20 protein-coding genes are annotated in these 19,055 nt (G+C 62.8%); 19 read left to right on the forward strand and 1 reads right to left on the reverse strand.

Annotated elements, in window-relative coordinates; genetic code table 11:
- Window positions 1–141: 141 nt before the first annotated feature.
- From AC50X9_RS01000 to AC50X9_RS01070, 15 genes are all read left to right on the forward strand, one after another.
- Window positions 142–1,362: an MFS transporter gene (locus AC50X9_RS01000; RefSeq protein ID WP_494889185.1), complete on the forward strand. Its 1,221-nt coding sequence runs from the start codon at window positions 142–144 to the stop codon at window positions 1,360–1,362.
- Between the two features lie 56 nt (window positions 1,363–1,418).
- Window positions 1,419–1,883, forward strand: a complete 465-nt coding sequence (locus AC50X9_RS01005; RefSeq protein WP_494889187.1) for a GNAT family N-acetyltransferase — start codon at window positions 1,419–1,421, stop codon at window positions 1,881–1,883.
- A 463-nt stretch (window positions 1,884–2,346) separates the two neighbouring features.
- Window positions 2,347–3,288: a 3-carboxyethylcatechol 2,3-dioxygenase gene (locus AC50X9_RS01010; RefSeq protein WP_494889189.1), complete on the forward strand. Its 942-nt coding sequence runs from the start codon at window positions 2,347–2,349 to the stop codon at window positions 3,286–3,288.
- Window positions 3,285–4,145: an alpha/beta fold hydrolase gene (locus tag AC50X9_RS01015; protein ID WP_494889191.1), complete on the forward strand. Its 861-nt coding sequence runs from the start codon at window positions 3,285–3,287 to the stop codon at window positions 4,143–4,145. The genes AC50X9_RS01010 and AC50X9_RS01015 overlap by 4 nt, the downstream gene beginning before the upstream one ends.
- 5 nt (window positions 4,146–4,150) lie before the next feature.
- A complete protein-coding gene (locus tag AC50X9_RS01020) occupies window positions 4,151–4,945 on the forward strand; it encodes a 2-keto-4-pentenoate hydratase (protein ID WP_494889193.1) in 795 nt (264 codons plus the stop codon).
- Window positions 4,938–5,390 (forward strand): nuclear transport factor 2 family protein, encoded by a 453-nt coding sequence (locus tag AC50X9_RS01025; RefSeq protein ID WP_494889195.1) that lies wholly within the window; start codon window positions 4,938–4,940, stop codon window positions 5,388–5,390. The genes AC50X9_RS01020 and AC50X9_RS01025 overlap by 8 nt, the downstream gene beginning before the upstream one ends.
- Complete coding sequence (locus tag AC50X9_RS01030) at window positions 5,387–6,139, forward strand: HpcH/HpaI aldolase family protein (protein ID WP_494889197.1); 753 nt, start codon at window positions 5,387–5,389, stop codon at window positions 6,137–6,139. Before AC50X9_RS01025 ends, AC50X9_RS01030 begins: the two co-directional genes overlap by 4 nt.
- Window positions 6,136–7,779: a bifunctional 3-(3-hydroxy-phenyl)propionate/3-hydroxycinnamic acid hydroxylase gene (locus tag AC50X9_RS01035; RefSeq protein WP_494889199.1), complete on the forward strand. Its 1,644-nt coding sequence runs from the start codon at window positions 6,136–6,138 to the stop codon at window positions 7,777–7,779. The genes AC50X9_RS01030 and AC50X9_RS01035 overlap by 4 nt, the downstream gene beginning before the upstream one ends.
- Before the next feature lie 124 nt (window positions 7,780–7,903).
- Complete coding sequence (locus tag AC50X9_RS01040; protein WP_494889201.1) at window positions 7,904–8,899, forward strand: ABC transporter substrate-binding protein; 996 nt, start codon at window positions 7,904–7,906, stop codon at window positions 8,897–8,899.
- Window positions 8,900–9,035: 136 nt separating this feature from the next.
- Complete coding sequence (locus tag AC50X9_RS01045) at window positions 9,036–9,830, forward strand: ABC transporter permease (RefSeq protein ID WP_494889203.1); 795 nt, start codon at window positions 9,036–9,038, stop codon at window positions 9,828–9,830.
- On the forward strand, window positions 9,827–10,600 hold the full coding sequence (locus AC50X9_RS01050; RefSeq protein ID WP_494889205.1) for an ABC transporter permease: 774 nt from the start codon (window positions 9,827–9,829) through the stop codon (window positions 10,598–10,600). The genes AC50X9_RS01045 and AC50X9_RS01050 overlap by 4 nt, the downstream gene beginning before the upstream one ends.
- Complete coding sequence (locus AC50X9_RS01055; RefSeq protein ID WP_494889207.1) at window positions 10,590–11,426, forward strand: ABC transporter ATP-binding protein; 837 nt, start codon at window positions 10,590–10,592, stop codon at window positions 11,424–11,426. Before AC50X9_RS01050 ends, AC50X9_RS01055 begins: the two co-directional genes overlap by 11 nt.
- Entirely contained in the window at window positions 11,423–12,118 is a 696-nt protein-coding gene (locus AC50X9_RS01060) for a TetR/AcrR family transcriptional regulator (protein ID WP_494889209.1), read from the forward strand. The genes AC50X9_RS01055 and AC50X9_RS01060 overlap by 4 nt, the downstream gene beginning before the upstream one ends.
- Entirely contained in the window at window positions 12,115–12,828 is a 714-nt protein-coding gene (locus AC50X9_RS01065; protein ID WP_494889211.1) for an SDR family oxidoreductase, read from the forward strand. The genes AC50X9_RS01060 and AC50X9_RS01065 overlap by 4 nt, the downstream gene beginning before the upstream one ends.
- Before the next feature lie 29 nt (window positions 12,829–12,857).
- A complete protein-coding gene (locus AC50X9_RS01070) occupies window positions 12,858–13,733 on the forward strand; it encodes a VOC family protein (protein WP_494889213.1) in 876 nt (291 codons plus the stop codon).
- An 18-nt stretch (window positions 13,734–13,751) separates the two neighbouring features.
- Here AC50X9_RS01070 and AC50X9_RS01075 read toward each other — a convergent pair whose 3' ends face one another.
- A complete protein-coding gene (locus tag AC50X9_RS01075) occupies window positions 13,752–14,456 on the reverse strand; it encodes a GntR family transcriptional regulator (RefSeq protein ID WP_494889215.1) in 705 nt (234 codons plus the stop codon).
- A gap of 131 nt (window positions 14,457–14,587) precedes the next feature.
- Here AC50X9_RS01075 and AC50X9_RS01080 point away from each other — a divergent pair, with 131 nt between their 5' ends.
- The 4 genes from AC50X9_RS01080 to AC50X9_RS01095 are packed head-to-tail and all read left to right on the forward strand — an operon-like array spanning window position 14,588 to window position 19,050.
- A complete protein-coding gene (locus AC50X9_RS01080; RefSeq protein ID WP_494889219.1) occupies window positions 14,588–15,430 on the forward strand; it encodes a fumarylacetoacetate hydrolase family protein in 843 nt (280 codons plus the stop codon).
- Window positions 15,431–15,450: 20 nt separating this feature from the next.
- Window positions 15,451–16,731, forward strand: coding sequence for an FAD-dependent monooxygenase (locus AC50X9_RS01085; protein ID WP_494889222.1), 1,281 nt, complete (start codon window positions 15,451–15,453; stop codon window positions 16,729–16,731).
- Window positions 16,697–17,047 carry a hypothetical protein gene (locus tag AC50X9_RS01090; RefSeq protein ID WP_494889224.1) on the forward strand — a complete coding sequence of 117 codons (351 nt, stop codon included), beginning with the start codon at window positions 16,697–16,699 and terminating at the stop codon, window positions 17,045–17,047. Before AC50X9_RS01085 ends, AC50X9_RS01090 begins: the two co-directional genes overlap by 35 nt.
- Window positions 17,048–17,067: 20 nt before the next feature.
- Entirely contained in the window at window positions 17,068–19,050 is a 1,983-nt protein-coding gene (locus AC50X9_RS01095; protein ID WP_494889226.1) for a flavin-containing monooxygenase, read from the forward strand.
- The last annotated feature ends 5 nt before the right edge of the window (window positions 19,051–19,055 follow it).

Raw genomic sequence — 19,055 nt, forward strand, 5'->3', positions numbered from 1 at the left:
CGCAGGAGACGGCAACCAGCTCGGCGTAGGGTAAATTGTCGGGAAATTGGAATGCCAAGTCAGCGACTACTTTTGTCTGGCAACGGCGGAACCGTAGCAGGCGCGAGGGCGCTCCTCACCGCTTGAAGGATGGAAGAACGCATGATGCCCGCTGCCACCCGGAACGCGCCGGACCGCACTGCCAGGTTCGGCTTCGCTTTCATCGGCCTTCTGCTCATCGCAGTTAACCTTCGGGTGTCCTTTGTCAGCGTGGGACCGGTACTTGGGAACATCAGCAGCGACCTTGAGTTATCCAGTGCCGCAGCTGGGTTCCTCACGGGTCTTCCGCTCATTGCTTTCGCAGTTTTCTCCCCCGTGGCACCAGGCTTCGCTTTCCGTCTGGGTCTCGACCGGGCACTGTGGATGTCCCTGCTGATCCTCGCCTCGGGCATCGTGCTTCGCTCCTTACCCTTGCCCGGCGTCATCTGGGCTGGCACCGCACTGATCGGTCTGGCTATCGCGTTTCTCAATGTCCTGGTGCCCTCCCTTGTTAAGCGGGACTTTCCGATGAGGGTCAGCCAGGTCACCGGAAGCTACACCGCCATGCAGGCCGCCTTCGCCGCAATCGGGGCAGCCGTCGTCGTTCCCGTGGCACAAACGTCCCCGGCGGGATGGCGGCTTGCCCTCGGAATCTGGGCGGGACTGGCTCTCATCGCCATGGCGGTGCTCCTGCCGTGGCTGCGCCGGCACAGCTCAGGCGCCGCGCACGCCACCACGCCGGTGGTTCCCTACCGGTCGCCCTGGGCCTCAGCCTTGGGCTGGCAGGTGACAATCTTCATGGGACTGCAATCGATCGCCTTCTACGTCCTGATGGCATGGCTGCCCACCATCGAACAAAGCCAAGGGGTCCCCGCCACCACTGCGGGCGTCCATCTGTCCGTATTCCTGCTCATCAGCGTGTTCGCCAGCCTTGCCACAGGGGGAATCCTTCACCGAGGGTCGGACCAACGCCTTGTATCCTTCACGAGCGGCGCGCTCACGTTCGTGACGTTTCTCGGGCTGGCACTTGCGCCGGACCTCACATTGCTGTGGGTCATTCTTGGGGCAATCGGGTGCGGGAGCCTCATTGTCATCGCTCTGTCGCTGTTCAGCCTCCGGACCGTGAATTACCCGCAGGCAGCGTCCTTGTCCGGCATGGCGCAATCTGTCGGCTACGGTCTCGCTGCGGTGGGGCCAGTAATGTTCGGTGGGCTTCGCGACATAAGCGGAGGCTGGACGCTTCCGCTCCTCGTCACCGCGGGCATCATGGCGGTTCTCGCCGTGACGGGTCTGCTGGCCGGACGTGACCGGGTGATCAGCGGTTCAACGGGATTCGCTCCGTAGCCACGCGTTCCGGGGTCAGGGTGGACACCGCGTCGCCCAGTACTCAAGATGAGGTCATGACCTCCGGCGGTTCTGCGCGGCGGGCGACGACGGCCGACGCCGCCGTCGTTGCCCAGTTGCTTCATGATTTCAACACTGAGTTCTCGACGCCGACACCGGGCGCTCGCGAGCTTCAATCGCGATTGACGCAGCTCCTGGCGGGCGACGACGTCGTGGTCCTGCTGATCGGCGATATGGCGAGCGGGGTTGCTGTGCTGAGTTTCCGGCCCAACGTCTGGTACGAAGGGCCGGTCGCGATCCTCGACGAGCTCTACGTCCGTCCAGAGCTGCGCGGTCGGCGCCTCGGCAGCGCGCTCCTGGACGCGGCACTCGATTTGGTGCGCGACCGGGGCGGCTCTCTCCTCGAGATCAACGTCGATGGCGAGGACATCGATGCGCGCCGTTTCTACGAGGCACACGGGTTCACCAACACCGAACCCGGCCAGACCGACCCAATGCTGTACTACTACCGAGAGCTCTGAACCGGGTAGTTGTGCAGGCGATGAGGTACCTTCTCAGGCACCGTTCCCAGCTCGCACGCGAAAGGGACGCCGACCCGCCCTGTATCGAGGATCAGCGTGCGGTAAGAGGAAACCTGACTTTCTTCGTTGAAATGTTCGAGCGAGTACTCCAGTTCTTGGGTGCCAGGCGGAGCTGCAGGTTCAATCCTTCATCGCCCCGGAAACCGTCGAGACTCCAGTCCTAGAGCATGCCGCTGTCAGCGTGCCTTCCGGGATCCTGTCGGTATGCGCGCCCCGCCAGAGCGGGTCGAGATCCAGGCCGCAGGAATCTGCGGTGATCTCGATCTGGTCCAGGAGGTACCGGGCGCCCAGCTCCGGCGCCACGAAACTGGGACAGAAATCTAAGAAAAAGGGTTGACACATGGAATCTAGAATCTAGACTCTAGGGAAGCGTCCAATGGAGGGCGCAGCAGAGAGGATTTCGATGTCACTTGCACTTGCCGCGCTGTCACATGCTCCGTCGTTTGGAAACGTTGACCCGGGCGGGACGATTTTTGCCGAGATCAACGAAGCGATTGCCGATGTACGGTCCTTCGTCGAGGACTTCAACCCCGACGTCACTGTTATCTTCGGCCCCGACCACTTCAACGGCGTCTTGTACTCGATGATGCCTCCGTTCGCTATCGGTGCGCAGGCGGTCGGCGTGGGGGACTACGGGACCTCGGAAGGTCCGCTCCCGGTCGACTCGGAAGTGGCACGTGAACTGCACGCGCTGACCATCGCGCAGGGGATCGATATCGCCCGTTCGGAACGGTTGGAGGTCGATCACGGCGTGATGCAGCCGCTGGAATTCCTCTTCGGTGCGGGATTCACCCGTCCGTTCGTGCCTGTTTTCGTCAACGCGCTTGGTAAACCACTCACTCCCATGTCCCGTATTCGGATGATGGGTGAGGCGATCGGCCGGGCGGCCCAGCAGCTGGACAAGCGCGTGCTCCTAGTGGCCTCGGGAGGCTTGTCACATAACCCCCCGATCCCGGTGTATGACGGTTCGCCTGAGCCGATTCAGCAGCGCCTGGTTTCCTATTCGCCGTCGAAGGCGGACCGGGCTGCCCGCGAGGGCAAGATCATCGAGGGCATCCAGGCCATTGCGGATGGCCGCGCCTCGAGTGCACCGCTCAACACTGAATGGGACCAGAAGCTGCTTGACGTGTTCCGTTCGGGGTCCCTGACCGACGTCGACAGCTGGGATAACGACGAGTTCATCGCGGAAGGTGGCAGTGCCGCCCACGAGATGCGGTCCTGGATTGCAGCCTTCAGCGCCCTGTCCACCGTGGGCGACTACAACTTGGTGGTCGACCGGTACTGGCCCGTCCGGACCTGGGGCGCCGGGTTCGGCATCACAGCGGCCATCCCCAACGCAGTATGAGCCAGAAGACAATGTGGGAGCAGATCGCGGATCTGCCCCACACCCTTGAATATGTTCGGGTAGGGGAGTGGAACACTCGCGTCCTGTCCGTCGGCGCCGGGGAGCAGACGCTCGTCCTCCTCAACGGCACGAGCGGCCACATCGAAGCGTGGACCCACAACATACGGGTACTGGCCCAGACGTACCGGGTCATCGGATACGACTATCCGGGGCACGGCTATTCGACGCTCGCCGACGCCGACCTGGAAATCCCGGACTACGAGGCACACCTTCTCGAACTCCTCGACGTGCTCGGACTGGATCGGGTGCACCTCATCGGGGAGTCCCTGGGCGGCTGGATAGCGATTAAGTTCGCTGCGCACCACCCCGAGAGACTGCGCAGCGTTGTTCTCAGTGCACCAGGCGGCCGAATGATCAGCAACAGCTCGATGGCCCGGGTGAGTCCGGTGAGCCGGAAGGCCGTCGAGGAGCCGACGTACGGGAACGTCAAGGCCCGACTGCAAGTGGTCATTCACGATCCTGAACAGATCACCGATGAGCTCGTCGAGGTCCGTCGGTCCATTTATGGGCGCCCCGGCTTCATCAAGTCAATGGAGCACATCATGGCGCTCCAGGTGCCTGATATCCGGGCGCGAAACCAGGTCACCGAGGAAGATTATGCGGCCATCCCCGTGCCGGCATTGCTCGTGTGGACCGACCACGAGCCAACTGGTGGCGTGGCGACGGGCGAGTCTCTAGCGGCAGCAATTCCGGACGGTGAATTCGTGCTGATTCGCAACGCCGCCCACTGGCCACAGTGGGAGGACCCCACCAGCTTCAACGACAAGACACTCGATTTCCTCCGCAGAAAGGCCTGACCCAGATGTCGGACATCATCACGGAGATCGCTGGAGATCTCTACAACGCGCGCACCCTGCGCACCCCGATCGAATTCGTGCGCCATCGCCTGCCGGAGAACGACAAGGATGCGGCCTACCGCATCTCCGAGCTCGTGACGCAGCGGCGGGAAGCCGCAGAAGGCCGCTGTCGCGTCGGCCGCAAGGTGGGTCTGACCAACCCGATCGTTCAGCAGCGCGCCGGGGTGGACGAGCCCGACTACGGCATCATCCTCGACAACATGACGTTTGAGTCGCCGATTGAGCGGCCGGCGTCAGCGTACTTCCACCCGAAGATCGAAGCTGAAATTGCCTTCGTCCTGAAGTCCGACATCCTGGATTCGGACTTGGCCTCAGTCGAAGCCGCCATCGATTACGTCACGCCGGCAATGGAGCTGGTGGATAACCGCTACTTCAGCTACAAGATGGGCATCGTTGACACGATCGCCGACAACGCAGCCTGCGAGGGCATTGTCACCGGACCGGTTCGCGTCCCCTATGGCGAAATCGACCTCAAGCAGGTCGAAATGGTCCTGTACCGCGGAGAGGAAGAACTGACGCGCGGCCTCGGTGCGAACGTCATGGGCGATCCCATCAACGCGATCCAGTGGCTGGCCGAAACTTCCCTGAGGATCGGCAAGCCCCTCCGGGCGGGTGAGATCCTGCTCTCCGGGTCCATTGGGCTGATCGTTGACTGGGACCCCAACGTTACATACACCGCCAAGTATTCACACGGGCTGGGAAGCGTCGTTGCACATCTGACGGAGGCCGTCGATGCGTGAAGTCGACGTCGCAACGCGTGTCGCCATCGAGCAGCTCATCTCGGAACTGTTGTGGCGGCTGGACCACGGCAAAGCTGACACCACGTGGGAGCTGTACACGGAGGACGCAGTCACCACCGGACCGCTCGGGAACATGGATGGCCGGGACGCCATCAAAGCCTGGGGCGAACGCCGCGCGAAGATTACCGGCGTCGTTGGACGACACATTATTGGTGGCATTCGGCTGGCATGGGTGGGTGAAGAACTCCACGGCTGGACACAGTACATGACGTTCCGGGATTCCTCGGAGAACCCGTTGATGCCCGCCAGCGTAGGCGAATTCCGCGAGGTCTACCGGCAAGTCGACGGCGACTGGAAGATCGCACGGCGTGAGATCGCGCCCATCTTCGGCGGGCATAACGCCGCCGCCCATGCGAAGCGTCTCGCAGAAAGCACAGCCGAATGAAGTGGGACAGCCGCGGCGGGCAGCCGCCGGCGCTCTTGCACCAGGCGCTTCCGTCCCTGTCGGTGACGGAGTGGGCTCTGGCTGCAGGCTACGACGGCGTCGTCGTGGACCTCCAGCACGGCGAGGTCGGGCTGGAAGCGGCGTGCACAATGTTGCGCGCTGCGCCCCGGGATTCGGCGTACACCTACGCCCGGGTGGGAGGTCTGGATCCGGCCCCCATCTTGCGGCTGCTCGACAGCGGTGCACGCGGCATCATCGCACCGACCATTGAGTCCGGGGAACAAGCGGGCATGCTCGTGGAAGCGACCAAGTATCCGGGGGTTGGGAACAGGAGCCTCGGCCCCAGCCGCCCCAACCTGTACCCGGGCCAGCCCTACACCGAGACGGGAAACCAAGCGGTGTCCACGATCGCCCAGATCGAAACGGTTGCCGGCGTCGAACACGCGGAAAGTATCATCACCACCCCCGGGCTCGACTCGATCTATATCGGTCCCGCGGATCTGGCAGTCTCCTACGGACTTCCGGGGAGGGGGGACTGGGAGGACGGTCCCGTGCGCGACGCCATCGTGCACCTGTCCACGTTGACCAGGGCGCACGGCGTCACGCTGGGCATCTACTCAGGATCGAGCGCCTACGCCGCTGACCTCTTTGACCGGGAGCTTGTCGACTACGTCGGCCTCGGCATCGACCTTATCTTCCTGAGCCGCGCGGCCCAGGACTCCATCAACACCCTGAGGGGTACAAAATGAGCGACCGCAAGGACGTTATTATCATCGGAGCCGGCCCCGTCGGGCTTACCCTCGCCAACCTCCTTGGACAGTTCGGCGTGAGCACAGTGGTCCTGGAAGGCCGTGACGAACTCATCGACTACCCCCGCGCAGTGGGCATCGATGACGAGGCGCTGCGGACCATGCAGACCATCGGACTGGTGGAGAAGGTGCTTCCGCACACCGTCCCGGATCAGAAGATCCGGATCGTCAACGGCGACCGCAAGATCCTTGCGGAGATCAACCCCACCACCCGCGAGTTTGGCTGGCCCCGCAGAAACGGCTTCATCCAGCCTCTTGTCGACAAAGCACTCCTGGAAGGTCTCGCCCGGTACCCGCACGTCGAGGTGCGCTTCGGCAGCCAAGTGAGCGCCTTTGCCTCAGATTCCGACGGCGTGACGGCCACCGTCAGTACCGCGTCGGGCGAAGAACAGGTGACCGGCAGCTACGTCGTCGGCTGCGACGGCGGCCGGTCCTTGACCCGGCAGCACCTTGGGCTGGCATTCGAAGGCGAAACGCGGTCGACCCGCGGACTGGTCATCGACGTCGTCAATGACCCCATCGGTACCCCGCATGCGGTCTTTGGCGGGGATCCAAAGCGTGGGTACGCGACACTTAGCCTGCCGCATGGAATCCGCCGCTGGGAATTCACGCTGTTCGAGGGTGAATCTGAAGAGCTTGCCGAAGACGATGCGTTCGTCTTCGGCCTCCTTGCCGCCCACGTGCCCGATCCCGCTGGCCTGAACATCATCCGCCGTCGGGTTTACGCCCACCACGCCCGTGTAGCCGAGAAGTTCCGCGTAGGACGATTCCTTCTGGCCGGCGATGCTGCCCACGTCATGCCGGTGGTTGCTGGCCAAGGCTGGAACTCCGGCATCCGGGACGCCCTGAACCTGGGGTGGAAACTCGCTGCAGTGGTTCAGGGGAAGGCCAGCGACAAACTACTCGATTCCTATGAAGGTGAACGGCGTGAACACGTCAAGGCTATGGTGGCGTTGTCGTTGAACATGGCGAACCTCGTCACCGACCACAACAGACTGCGCACGGCGGTCCGCGACATGGCAGCGGCCGTAGTAGACAAGATGCCGAAGGCCCGTGCCCGGCTCAACAGCCAAGGCTACAAACCGATGCCCAAGTACGAGCACGGCGTCGTGGTTCCGTCCGAACTCCCCACGTGGAAGGCGTTGCCTGATCGCGCGGATGCCCCGCGCGCAGTGGGCACATTATTCCCGCAGCCCACGGTCCGGAACGAGGACGGCCGTTCGGTCCTCCTGGACGACGCCACCGGCCAGGGATGGCGGGTCATCGTATGGAACAACGATCCCCGGGCGTTCGTCAGCGAGGCCGAGGCGCAGACACTGGCAGGTCTCGGCGGAACCCTGGTGCACGCCGTACCGGCCACGCAGCTGACGTGGGCTAAGGCTGCGGCAGCGCCGGGGGTTCGAGTGGTTGGCGACGAAAGCGGCCTCCTGAAGGCCTGGTTCGACGAGAGGCCCTTCTCCGCGATCGTTGTGCGGCCCGATCACGTGGTGGCCGCAGAGTGCATCGCCCAGGAACTGAACGACGTTCTCAAGAAAGTATTCAGCGTGGCTGACGTCACATTGGCCTATCAAAACGCATAATTGATCTTGGAATGCATAATTCGTTGACAAAGACTTAATCACGAAATACTGTTGCTGCAACTCGTCGGTCCAGACGGTAGGCGGGAAGGCCCGCGCAGCGTTCACTCAAGGGAGAGCGAATCTTATGAACATCAAGACAACCCGTGTAGCGGCCGTTGGTGCCATGGCACTTGCCCTGACTCTCAGTGGCTGTGCATCCGGATCGGTGGACGGCAGCGCCTCCACGGCTGCCGCGAATGCCCCAGCCGGGCTCACCAAAGTCAACTACGGAATGTTTCCGTCCAGCACCGTTGCAGCGCTCCAGGTTGCCATCGACAAGGGCTACTTCGAAAAGCAGGGCATCGACCTCAAATTGGTCGTGGGTGCGGGCAGCAGCGCGGCACAGTTGCCCGCTCTGGCAACCGGGGATCTCGATTTCATGCTGGCCAGCCCGGTCACAGCACTGACGGCAACCACACAGGGCCTCGATGTCCGCATCGTTGACGGTGTTACCCAGAACGATCCCAAGATCGTGGAAGACTCCACCGCCGTGGTTGTTGGCGCCTCCTCGGCTATCAAGAGCGCCCGTGATCTCGAAGGTAAGAAGGTCTCGGTCAACGCACTGGGCAGCATTGGAGAAATCGGCATCCGTGAAGCCGTCGCCAAGGATGGCGGGGACCCGAAGAAGGTGACGTTCGTCCAGTTGTCTTTCCCCGAGGTGGCAGCCCAGATCGAAGCCGGCCAGATTGACGCAGGGATGGCGGGTTCGCCGTTCATGCAGCAGGTAGTAGCCAAGGGCGGCCGGGTGGTCAGCGACTTCATCCATGACACCGGCCTAGGCGAGAATGAACTCGTCACGATCTCCAGTGGAAAGGTCGTGGACGGCAACACTGACCTGGTCAAGCGGTTCCATGCAGCCATGAAGGAAGCACTGCCGTTCCTGACTGCGAACAATGACCTGATCCGCGCGGCAATGCCTGCTGCGCTCGGCACCGATCCGGCCGCCGCGGCGAAAGCACAGCTCTCCCTCTACAACCCGGACGTCTCGAAAGAGACCATCCAGTTGTTCGCGGATTTGCTCGTCAAGTACGGCATCGTGAGCACCAAGCCAGACGTTGACAAGGTGATCTGGAAGCCGTAACCCCGCTGTCGGGGCCGCTCGTCGGCCCCGACCGCCTATTGATCGCAACAACTGAGAGCAGAACAAAACCGTGGAAACGCAAACTCCAACCCTGAGCAGCGTGGCTGTGAGCACCCTGCCTACGCGGGAGCACAGAGTGCGTCGTGCTGCCCGGTGGACTGCTGTCGGGCCCTACGTCCTGGGTGTCACCGGCATCCTCGCCGCACTCATCGTCTGGGAACTCTACTCAGCCTTTGGCCCGGTCAGTCAGCACCACCTGCCACCGCCGTCGGTGGTGCTTCCAACATTCTTTACCAACCTGACCTTCACCCAATTCTGGCTGACCATGGGGCAGACGATGTGGGCGTGGTTCCTGGGGCTCGGCATCGCCACCCTCGGTGGTGTCGCAGTCGGCCTGCTCATCGGATCCAGCAACTTCCTGCGGTCTGCGACGCACACTACCATCGAGTTCCTCCGCCCCATCCCGGCCGTGGGACTGATCCCATTGGCTGCCCTGCTGTTCGGACCGAGAATCGGCGCCGAGCTCATGATCGTCGTTTACGGTTGCTTCTGGATCGTCATGATCCAGGTCCTGTACGGCATCACCGATATCGACAAGGTGGCAAATGACACGGTTCACACCATGCGGATGACATGGCTGCAACGGGTCCGCCACCTCGTACTACCCACGCTTTTGCCATACCTGATGACCGGCATTCGGATCGCGGCCACAGTCGCATTGATCCTCGCGATCAGTTCCGAGCTCATTGTCGGCACGCCGGGGATCGGCCGGGCAGTCGCGCAGGCCCAGCTCAACGACAACCCGCCAGCCATGATTGCCCTTATCCTCACAGCCGGCCTGCTGGGCATCCTGGTAAACCTGATATTCCGCTTCATTGAGCGCAAAGTGCTCTTCTGGCACAGCTCAGTCCGTTCGGAGGTGGCGGTATGATCGTCCTCAAACGCCTTGGTATGTGGTTCGGCCTGCCGGCCATCCTCATCGCCATCTGGTGGGCGGCCACAGCCCAGGGAGTGAACTTCTTCGTCCCCAAACCGGACAAGCTGGCCAGCACTTTTGCCAAAGTGTGGTTCAGCGACAAGTTCTTCACGGACGTTCTCCCCAGCATGGTGCGACTGTCCATCAGCCTCGTGATCTCCATCGTGCTCGGGGTGGTCCTCGGGGTTGCGATTGGGCTCTCACGGAACTTGCGCTGGCTTCTCGAGCCACTGCTCGAATTCATCAGGGCGGTGCCCTCAACGATCCTCATTCCGGTTCTGCTACTGCTGATCGGTATCAATGACACGATGAAGGTCACCGTGATCGTCCTCGGCTGCCTCTGGCCCATCCTGCTGAATACTGTGGAAGGCGTGCGGTCCCTTGATGAAGTCCTGACCAATACCGCCCGCGTCTACCGCCTGCGTGGATTCGACCGCATCCGCTACCTCGTGCTGCCGGGCGCCTCACCGCTCATCATGGCCGGCATCCGCCACAGCCTCGCGGTCGGCCTCATCCTCTTGGTCGTCTCGGAGATGTTCGCTTCGACCGACGGCATTGGCTATTCGATTATTAACTTCCAAAACCGCGTCGCGATCCCGGAAATGTGGAGCGGCATCGTTCTCCTGGGAATCATTGGAGTGCTGCTGTCGGTAGCTTTCCAAGCGATCCAAAAGCGCGTTTTGGGATGGTACTACGGTCTAAAGGAGGCCTCGAATGACGGCTAACAAGTCGGAAGTCCGACTCAGTGTCCAGCAGCTGCGCAAGGTCTATGGTGTAGGCAGCCGCAACGAAGTAGAGGCCGTACGGTCCCTCACCTTCGATCTGCATGCCGGCGAGTTCGCCTGCCTGGTGGGGCCGTCCGGTTCGGGGAAAACGACGCTGCTCAAATGCATCGCCGGCCTCCTGGACCCCACATCCGGCGACGTGGTGCTCGACGGCCGGCGCGTTGCCGGCCCTGCCGAGGGCATGGCAGTGGTCTTCCAGGAGTACAGCCGCAGCCTGTTCCCTTGGCTGAGCGTTGAAGCCAACGTCGAACTGCCGCTGAAGACCTCCGGCGTGCCCAAGGCTGAACGCAAGGCGCGTGTCAGTGAGGCGCTCGAGGCCGTCAGTCTCTCCCACGCGACCAAGAGCTACCCGTGGCAGCTCTCCGGTGGCATGCAGCAGCGCGTCGCAATTGCCCGTGCTGTCGCCTCCAACCCCAGCGTGCTTCTCATGGACGAGCCCTTCGCAGCAGTCGACGCGCAAACCCGCGGCGAGCTCGAAGACCTCGTCCGCGACGTCTGGAAGCGCCTCAATATGACAATTCTCTTTGTCACCCACGATATTGACGAGTCCGTCTACCTTGCGGAGCGGGTGCTGGTGCTCTCGAGTTCCCCGACCATCATCCAGGCCGACCTGCACATCGACCTTCCGGATGTGCGCAGCCAGGCTGACACCAGGTCGCTTCACCGCTTCGGCGAACTGCGCCATCAGGTCTACGAGGAAGTTCAGTTCGCCAAGATCAACCCGGGTGGCGAACGGGCGACAGCCGGCGGGGAGTTGCGTTCATGAACCCCCGGGCCGGCGCTGACGTCAGCACTAATGGAGCAGTCAAGCCGGAAACGGGCAAGCGTCGCCGGGTCCACCAGTCCACCCCGGAAAATGAACGTGCCATTCTTGAGGCAGTCCTGCAGCTTGCAGTAAAGGTGGGCTACGAGGGCACCACGATGGCTGAGGTGGCCCGAGTATCCGGTTTGCCGATCGGCTCGGTGTACTGGCACTTCGAAAACAAAGAAGGCTTGTTCGCCGCGCTGATCGACTACTGCTTCGAAAACTGGAAGACGCGGCACCGGGGACCGGAAAACAGGGTCATTCTCCGCACGGCCATCGCCGGATCCGCGGCTAATTCCGCCGACCCGGCGAACGCGCATGAAGCATTCTGGATCATTGGACTGCTCTTTGCGCTGGAGAAGCGGCTGGCGGGGAACGCTGCACGCCAGAAATACCTGGAAGTGCGCGAGGAGATGTACGAACTCATGGTCGAGGCTGTCACTCCGGGGATCCCCGCTGCAGCCTTGCGCGTGAAACCAGACCTCGCCCGCAAGATCGTCATGCTTGGCCGCGCACTGACGGACGGTTTTTACATCTCGGCATCCGCGGGGGACAAGATCGACTTTGCCGAGGCCGCGGAGCTCTCTGCCCTGGCCATGGATAAGCTCGTCCAGCACTACGCAGACCTCGGGGCTGCGGCGGACAAGCCATGAGCGGTACGGACCGGGTAGCACTGGTGATTGGCGGCGGCCGCGGCATCGCGGCCGCCGCGGTCCGCGCACTGGCCGGCGATGGGTACCGTATTGCCGCGCTTTCGCCTTCCGGCAGCGCGATGGAGCTGGCCCGCAGCCTGGGCGGGGTTGGAACCAAGGGTTCCAACCGGTCCGTGGCGGACCTGGAAGCAGTCACGGACTTGGCGCTGACCACCTACGGACGCATCGACGTCCTGGTTAACAGTTCCGGACACGCTGCCAGAAAGCCCGTGCTGGAGATCAGCGATGACGAGTGGGCAGAGGGCTACGAGATGTACCTTCTCAACGTCATCCGCATGAGCCGGATCGTTACCCCTCACATGGTTGCCGCGGGTGGTGGGGCGATCGTCAATGTCTCCACGAGTTCCCCCTTCGAGCCCAACCCGAACTACCCGGTCTCAGGAACGTTCCGTGCGGCGCTGGGTACTTTCACCAAGTTGTACTCCGACGAGTACGGACCTTCCGGAATCCGGATGAACAACGTTCTTCCGGGCTTCACCAAAGAGGATCCGAGCACTGTTCCGGCGGAATGGACCACCCGAATACCTTTGCGCAGGGCTGCCAGTACGAAAGAGGTGGCCCGCGTCATCCGGTTTCTCGCCAGCGAAGAAGCCAGCTACATCACAGGCCAGAACATCCGAGTGGATGGCGGCGCGTCCCGCTCCGTTTAGCGGCCGACTTTGAAAGAAAGGTTTTAGCTATGTCACTGGGTGTGATTACCGAAATGGGCTATCTCGCAATGCGGACCCGCGACTACGATGAGTCGCTCGAGTTGGCGACTGACGTCCTCGGTCTGCGCATGACACACAACGACGACGACAGGGCCTATTTGTCCGCGGCGGACCGTCACCACGAGCTCGTCTACGTGAAGAGCGAGGAGGACGGCATTGACCATATTGGCCTTGTCGCCGACAGCCCCGAGGGTTTGGAGATCATCCGCAAGCGCCTCGAGGCCGGAGGGTTTCCGATCCTCACGCGCAGTCCCCTGGAACGGGAGATCGGTGAGGGCTTCGCCGTCCTGGGCCCCGAGGGATACGTCTATCACGTCTATGTCGGCATGAAGACGTTCCGGCATGGTCCGTCATCCTTTGGCCCGGACCGCTACGGCCACATCAACATCCACCCCCAGAATCCCACAGCAATGAGGGACTTTCTGGTGCAGTTCTTCGGCTTCAAGGTCTCCGACGTCATCGGCAAGGACTTCGCCTACTTCCTGCGCTGCAACCCCGACCACCACGGTATCGCCCTCATCAAGGGGCGCGGTTCCTTGCACCACCACGCCTGGCAGACCCAGTCCATAGCGGACCTTGGGCGCCTCGGTGACCGGCTGTTCGCCCGGGGCCGGCGACTGATCTGGGGCCCGGTCCGTCACGGCGCGGGACACAACATCGCCGCCTACTACGTCGAGCCCAACGGCACGGTCGTGGAGTTGTACACCGACCTCGAGCAGATCCATGAGATCGACCGTCCCCCCATCGAATGGGACCAGGACGACCGGACGTGGTTCAACCGGTGGGGCACCTATAACGGCGAGGATTTCCGCCTGCACGGGGCCTTCCCAGTCGCGCGGGGCTAGAGAGCTCCCGTGCAGTGTTCACTCCGGCGCCGGCCCGGCCTTTGCGGCGGCACGAAATTCGGCGGCTTCGATTATGTCAATCGTGCGCATGTAGTGCTCACGCAGCAGGCGAGTGGCCAACGGTGCGTCGCGTGCGATGGTCGCATCGAGGATCGCACGATGCTCAGCCTCGATGTCCCGCGATTGGGCACGCTGATCCGGAGCCGTCCACAGCCGGTAAAGCGCTGTCGCTTCGCCCAAGGTGGCGGCGAAGTCCTGCAGCAGTGGGACTCCGCACGCTTCCAGCAGCTTTGCGTGGAACCCCTGGTGGGCAATGAACCATTCGGTTGAGATGTGGTGAGGATCTTCGCTGTCGCGGCGAGGCGTCCGTTCCAGCCGATGGTGTATGGCAACGAGGTCGGACTCCCAATCGACGTCCCCTCGTTCAATGGCCAGGGTCAAGCCGTATTCCTCCACTCGACAGCGGAGCTCACCCAGGCCACGCAATTCCTCGAGGCTGTATTCCGAGATGAAGAACCCGCGGTTAGGGCGGAACTGCAGCAACTTTTCACCTGCCAACCGGACCATGGCCTCCCGGACCACGGTCGAGCTGGCGGCGTAACGCTTGGTCAGCTCGCCGATCGGCAGGTTTGTGCCAGGGGCCCACTGTGCCGCGAAGATATCGGCCCGCAACATGTCGCGGACCCCCACGCTAATCGTCTCTGCATTCGCTTGTCGTGCCATGAATTCAGACTACACATACGCACTGACCATTCGAAAGTGCGTTATTGACTGAGGAATGCATTCTGCGTACAGTTCAAGCAACACAAAGATTTCCCCGACGGCGAATGCCGTCGGCACCAGAAAGGACTTACATGCGCTACGCGAGTTACCTCACCCCGGCAGGACAGCCCACCTGGGGTCTGGAGATCGACGGCCAGCTGTTCGACCTGGGTCCCAGCGGCGTCAATCTTTCTCCTTCGCTTCAGTCAGCGATTGTGGACGGACTGCTTGCCACGACGCCGGAATCCGACGGTGCGCCGGTTCAGCCGGTGGAAGGAACCCAGTTCCTCCCACTCCTGGCTGCGCCGGGCAAGGTGATCTGCATCGGTGTCAACTACCGCAGCCACCGCGAAGAGACGGGGAGGGCAGACGTCGGAAAGCCGACGGTGTTCGCACGTTTCTCCGACACGCTTGCCGCTCATGGAGCCGACTTGCCGATTCCCAGCGAGAGCGACATGTATGACTATGAGGGCGAGGTCGCATTGGTCGTGGGAGCTCCCGCGGACCACGTCAGCCCGGAGGATGCGTTTAAGGTCGTCGCCGGCTACGCCGCGTTTAATGATTTCAGTGCACGTGACTGGCAGCGCCACACCGGACAGTGGACTCCCGGGAAGAACTTTCCGCTCAGCGGCGCATTTGGTCCTTACTTCATGACTGCTTCCGAGGTCGGAGACGTCACGGAACTCGTCGTTGAGACGAGGGTCAATGGAGAAGTCCGGCAGCGCGCCGCCGTCGCTGACCTCATCTTCGACATCCCCGCGATCCTCGAGTACGTGACGGCATTCACCCCGCTGTCCCCGGGCGACGTCATTGTGACCGGCACACCCGGAGGCGTGGGACTGTTCATGGAGCCGCCCACGTTCCTCGCCCCCGGCGACGTCGTCGAGGTTGAGGTCGGCAAACTCGGTACCCTGCGCAACGTCCTCGTCGCCTAAAGATGCGCAAAGGTAACTCCATGGACGACTTCGACGTCGCGGTTGTCGGTGCCGGTCCGGTGGGACTGACCGCGGCGCTGCTGCTCGCCGACGGCGGCGCGCGTGTCGCGCTGCTCGACGCCGCCAACGCGCCGATGGACCTGCCAAGGGCCATCAGCATCGCCGACGAAACCTTTCGGACCATGGACCGATTGGGCCTTGCCGATGCGCTGAAGGAGGAGTCACTGCTCGGCACCGGGAGCCGTTACTTCGGACTGAACGACAGGCCCCTTGCCTCGTCGAAACCGGCTCCTTCCCGCATCGGACACCCGGCCAAGTCACAGTTCGACCAGCCCGTGCTGGAAGACCTCCTCTGGACAAAAGCAAGCAATGACGATCGCATCTCATTTCTCACAGGTGCTCAAGTCAACGCGATCGCCCAGGACAAAGACGGGGTCACCGTCGGTTTTCAATCCGACGCCGGAGATGGCGCTGTGGCTGCCTCATGGCTCATCGGCGCAGACGGCGGCCGCAGTTTCGTCCGTGAAGCTCTAGGCATTGACCTGGTCGGGTCGACCCAGGAGGAACGCTGGGTTGTCATCGACCTGCTCAACGTGCCCGAGGACCGTGAGCCCTACGCGGAGTTCCACGGCAACGGGACGCGTCCCTACGTTCTGGTCCCCGGGATCAAGGGGCGGCTGCGCCTGGAGTTCATGCTTTTCGACCACGAAAACGCGGACGAGATGGCGTCACCGGCACAAATTCTTGAGCTGTCCCGGCCCTTCCATCCGCAGGTCGGGCCGGAGGATGTCAGGCGCGCCGTCGTCTATGTCGCCCACCAGCGCATCGCGCGTACCTACCGCTCCGGCCGCTCCTTCCTGATCGGTGACGCCGCGCACCTCATGCCGCCCTTCTCAGGGCAGGGGCTAAACGCCGGGTTGCGCGACGCACTCAATCTCAGCTGGAAGCTGTTAGAAGTGCTCCGCGGCGGAGGCACGGACCGCCTCCTGTCCACCTACGAATCCGAACGCCGCACCCATGCAGCGAAAATGGTGAAGGTGTCGCGCCGGACCGGGGGCCGTCGTCATGGCTGTGGGCGCAGTGAAGACCAACGTCCGGGACATCGCCTTCCGCACGGTCAGCCTCATTCCCGCCATTCACCGGTATCTGGGCTCAATGCGTTTCATCTCACCGCCCGATTACCGCAACGGCGTCGCCATCAAGGCGGGACGGGACGTCGATCGCCGGTTGGCGGCATCGGTCGGTTTCGCACTGAGCCAGCCGTCGGTGACCGACCCGGACGGCGGGACGACGCCGCTTGACGCTCACCTCGGCGACGGCTGGTCCCTGTTGACCCTGGAAGCCGAAAGCCCGTCAACGCATAGGCCGGATGCATTCTGGGCCTTGCTTGGCGCCCGCCGGCTTCGATTGGCTGGCACGCCCGTTTCGCCGACTGAGGAAGACAACACTCCGCTGCTGCTCGACGCCGGGCGGGTGCTCGCAGTCCCACACCTGGGGAAACCTCACACTCTGGTGGTTCGTCCAGACCGCTACGTTGCAGCGGTATTCACGGACGAAAGCGAACAGTCCGTCATCCACAATCTGCGTTCGTACGTCAATCCACACTCACGGCGATAACAATTACAAGGAGGAACGGAATGCCCAACATGCAGGAATCGCGGTCCGAAACCGCCCGGTTCGATGATCTCTATTGGGAACCTTGCGCAGAGCCCATCGTCGAGGACGATGCCTTTCTGGCGGAGATCATCGCACAAGCGGAACTTCCCGTGCTGCTCGTTGCCATCGCTGCGGCGCTCGGCGATACGTCTGCACTGAGCAGCGACCTGCAACCTCCGCTGAGCCCGGTGGACACCCAACCCCATCCGCACGGTGGCATGTCGCCCGATCAGCAGGAACGCGCCAAGGCAGCGGCGTTGGCCGGATTGCGCGAGCTCCGGGACATCGGGATCACAGCAGTCGATCTGCTCCCGGATGAGATCGTCACTGATCTCCTGGGTTTCCTCACCGCGGGGCGTGAGCATTGGTACGGTTCGCTGAAGCATGAGCTTGACCTCGCCACAGACAAAGGTGGAGCGCCGCAATGGCATTTCGAGGACATCGCTGATGGTCGCGAGTTCCCCGTGCTCATCGTCGGGGCAGGGATCGCCGGGATCGCTGCGGCACACAGGTATAAGCAAGCCGGGGTGCCCTATATCGTCGTCGAGGACGCTCCAATGCTGGGTGGGACGTGGGCCAAGAACTCCTACCCGGGTGTCCGGCTCGACACTCCGACGTTCGGGTATTCGTACTCGTTCGCGCAGCGGGGCGACTGGCCCCACCAGTTCGCGAAGGGAGGGGACGTTCTCGACTACGTCCGCGACGTCGCCGAGCGCGCGGGAATCGTAGAGGATATCGAGTTCTCCACCCGGCTGAACCGGCTCCGCTGGGACGAGCGGGCCCGCAGGTGGGAGGCCACCACCCGCGATGCCGCCGGGAAAGAGCAGACCAGGAGTTTCGCGGCCGTCGTGAGCGCTCTCGGTCAGTTGGACCGCCCCCACATCCCTCACTTCGAGGGCATCGACCAGTACCGCGGGGTGACCATGCACTCACAGGAGTGGCCACACGAGGCGGACTACGCGGGAAAGCGCGTTGCCGTCATTGGCACAGGCGCCAGCGCCTACCAGATTGTGCCGGCGCTGGCGGGCGACGTGGAGAAACTGGTGCTCTTCCAGCGCACCGCACCCTGGATGCTGCCGGCGCCGAACTATCACGACCGCGTCACCGACGCCTTCACCTGGCTGCGACGCAAGGTGCCGCACTACGCGCAGTGGAACCGCCTATGGGTGACGATCCAGGGTATCCCCGGCCGCTTGCACACCGTGACGGCAGAGGAAGACTGGGCGGGCGCACCATTGAGCGTCTCCCGCAAGAACCAGGAGGTCCGGGAGGTGCTGACCGGGCTGCTCGAAGCGCAATTCGCGGAACGCCCGGACCTGCTCGCTCATGCTGTTCCCAACTACCCGCCGGGCGCAAAGCGGATGCTCCGTGACAACGGGGTGTGGGCCGACGCCCTCAAATCCCCGCACACGACGGTTGTGACCGCGGGTATCGATCGGTTCTCCGAGCACGGGATAGTCGACAGCAATGGTGCTGAGCATGAAGTCGACATCGTTGTCTTCGCGACCGGATTCAAGCCGTCGGATTATCTCGATGAGGTGGAGGTCATCGGTCGCGACGGCGTGGAGATCCACGACTTCTGGAAGGGCGATGCGCGCGCCTACAACGGCATCACGGTGCCCGGCTTCCCCAACTTCTTCCTCATCTATGGCCCTAACGTCGGAGGTGTCGTCGCCGGGAGCCTGCACTTCATGATTGAACGTGCCGTCGAGTTTTCCCTCAAGTCTGTTTACGAAATCCTGCAAAGGGGTGTGGCCGCCATCGACGTAAGGCCCGCGGCCCTGGACCGCTTCGTCGACTGGATCGACGCCGGCAACCGCCGGATGGCATGGGGGCAGCCCTATGTGCACACGTGGTATCAGAACGCGCACGGCCGTGTTTCGCAAGTCTGGCCCTATACGAACGTGGAGTATTGGCAGATTACCGAGGCGATCAGCGAGGGCGATCACGAGTTTATTGCGTGAACACC

The sequence above is a fragment of the Pseudarthrobacter sp. HLT1-3 genome, from assembly GCF_059383535.1.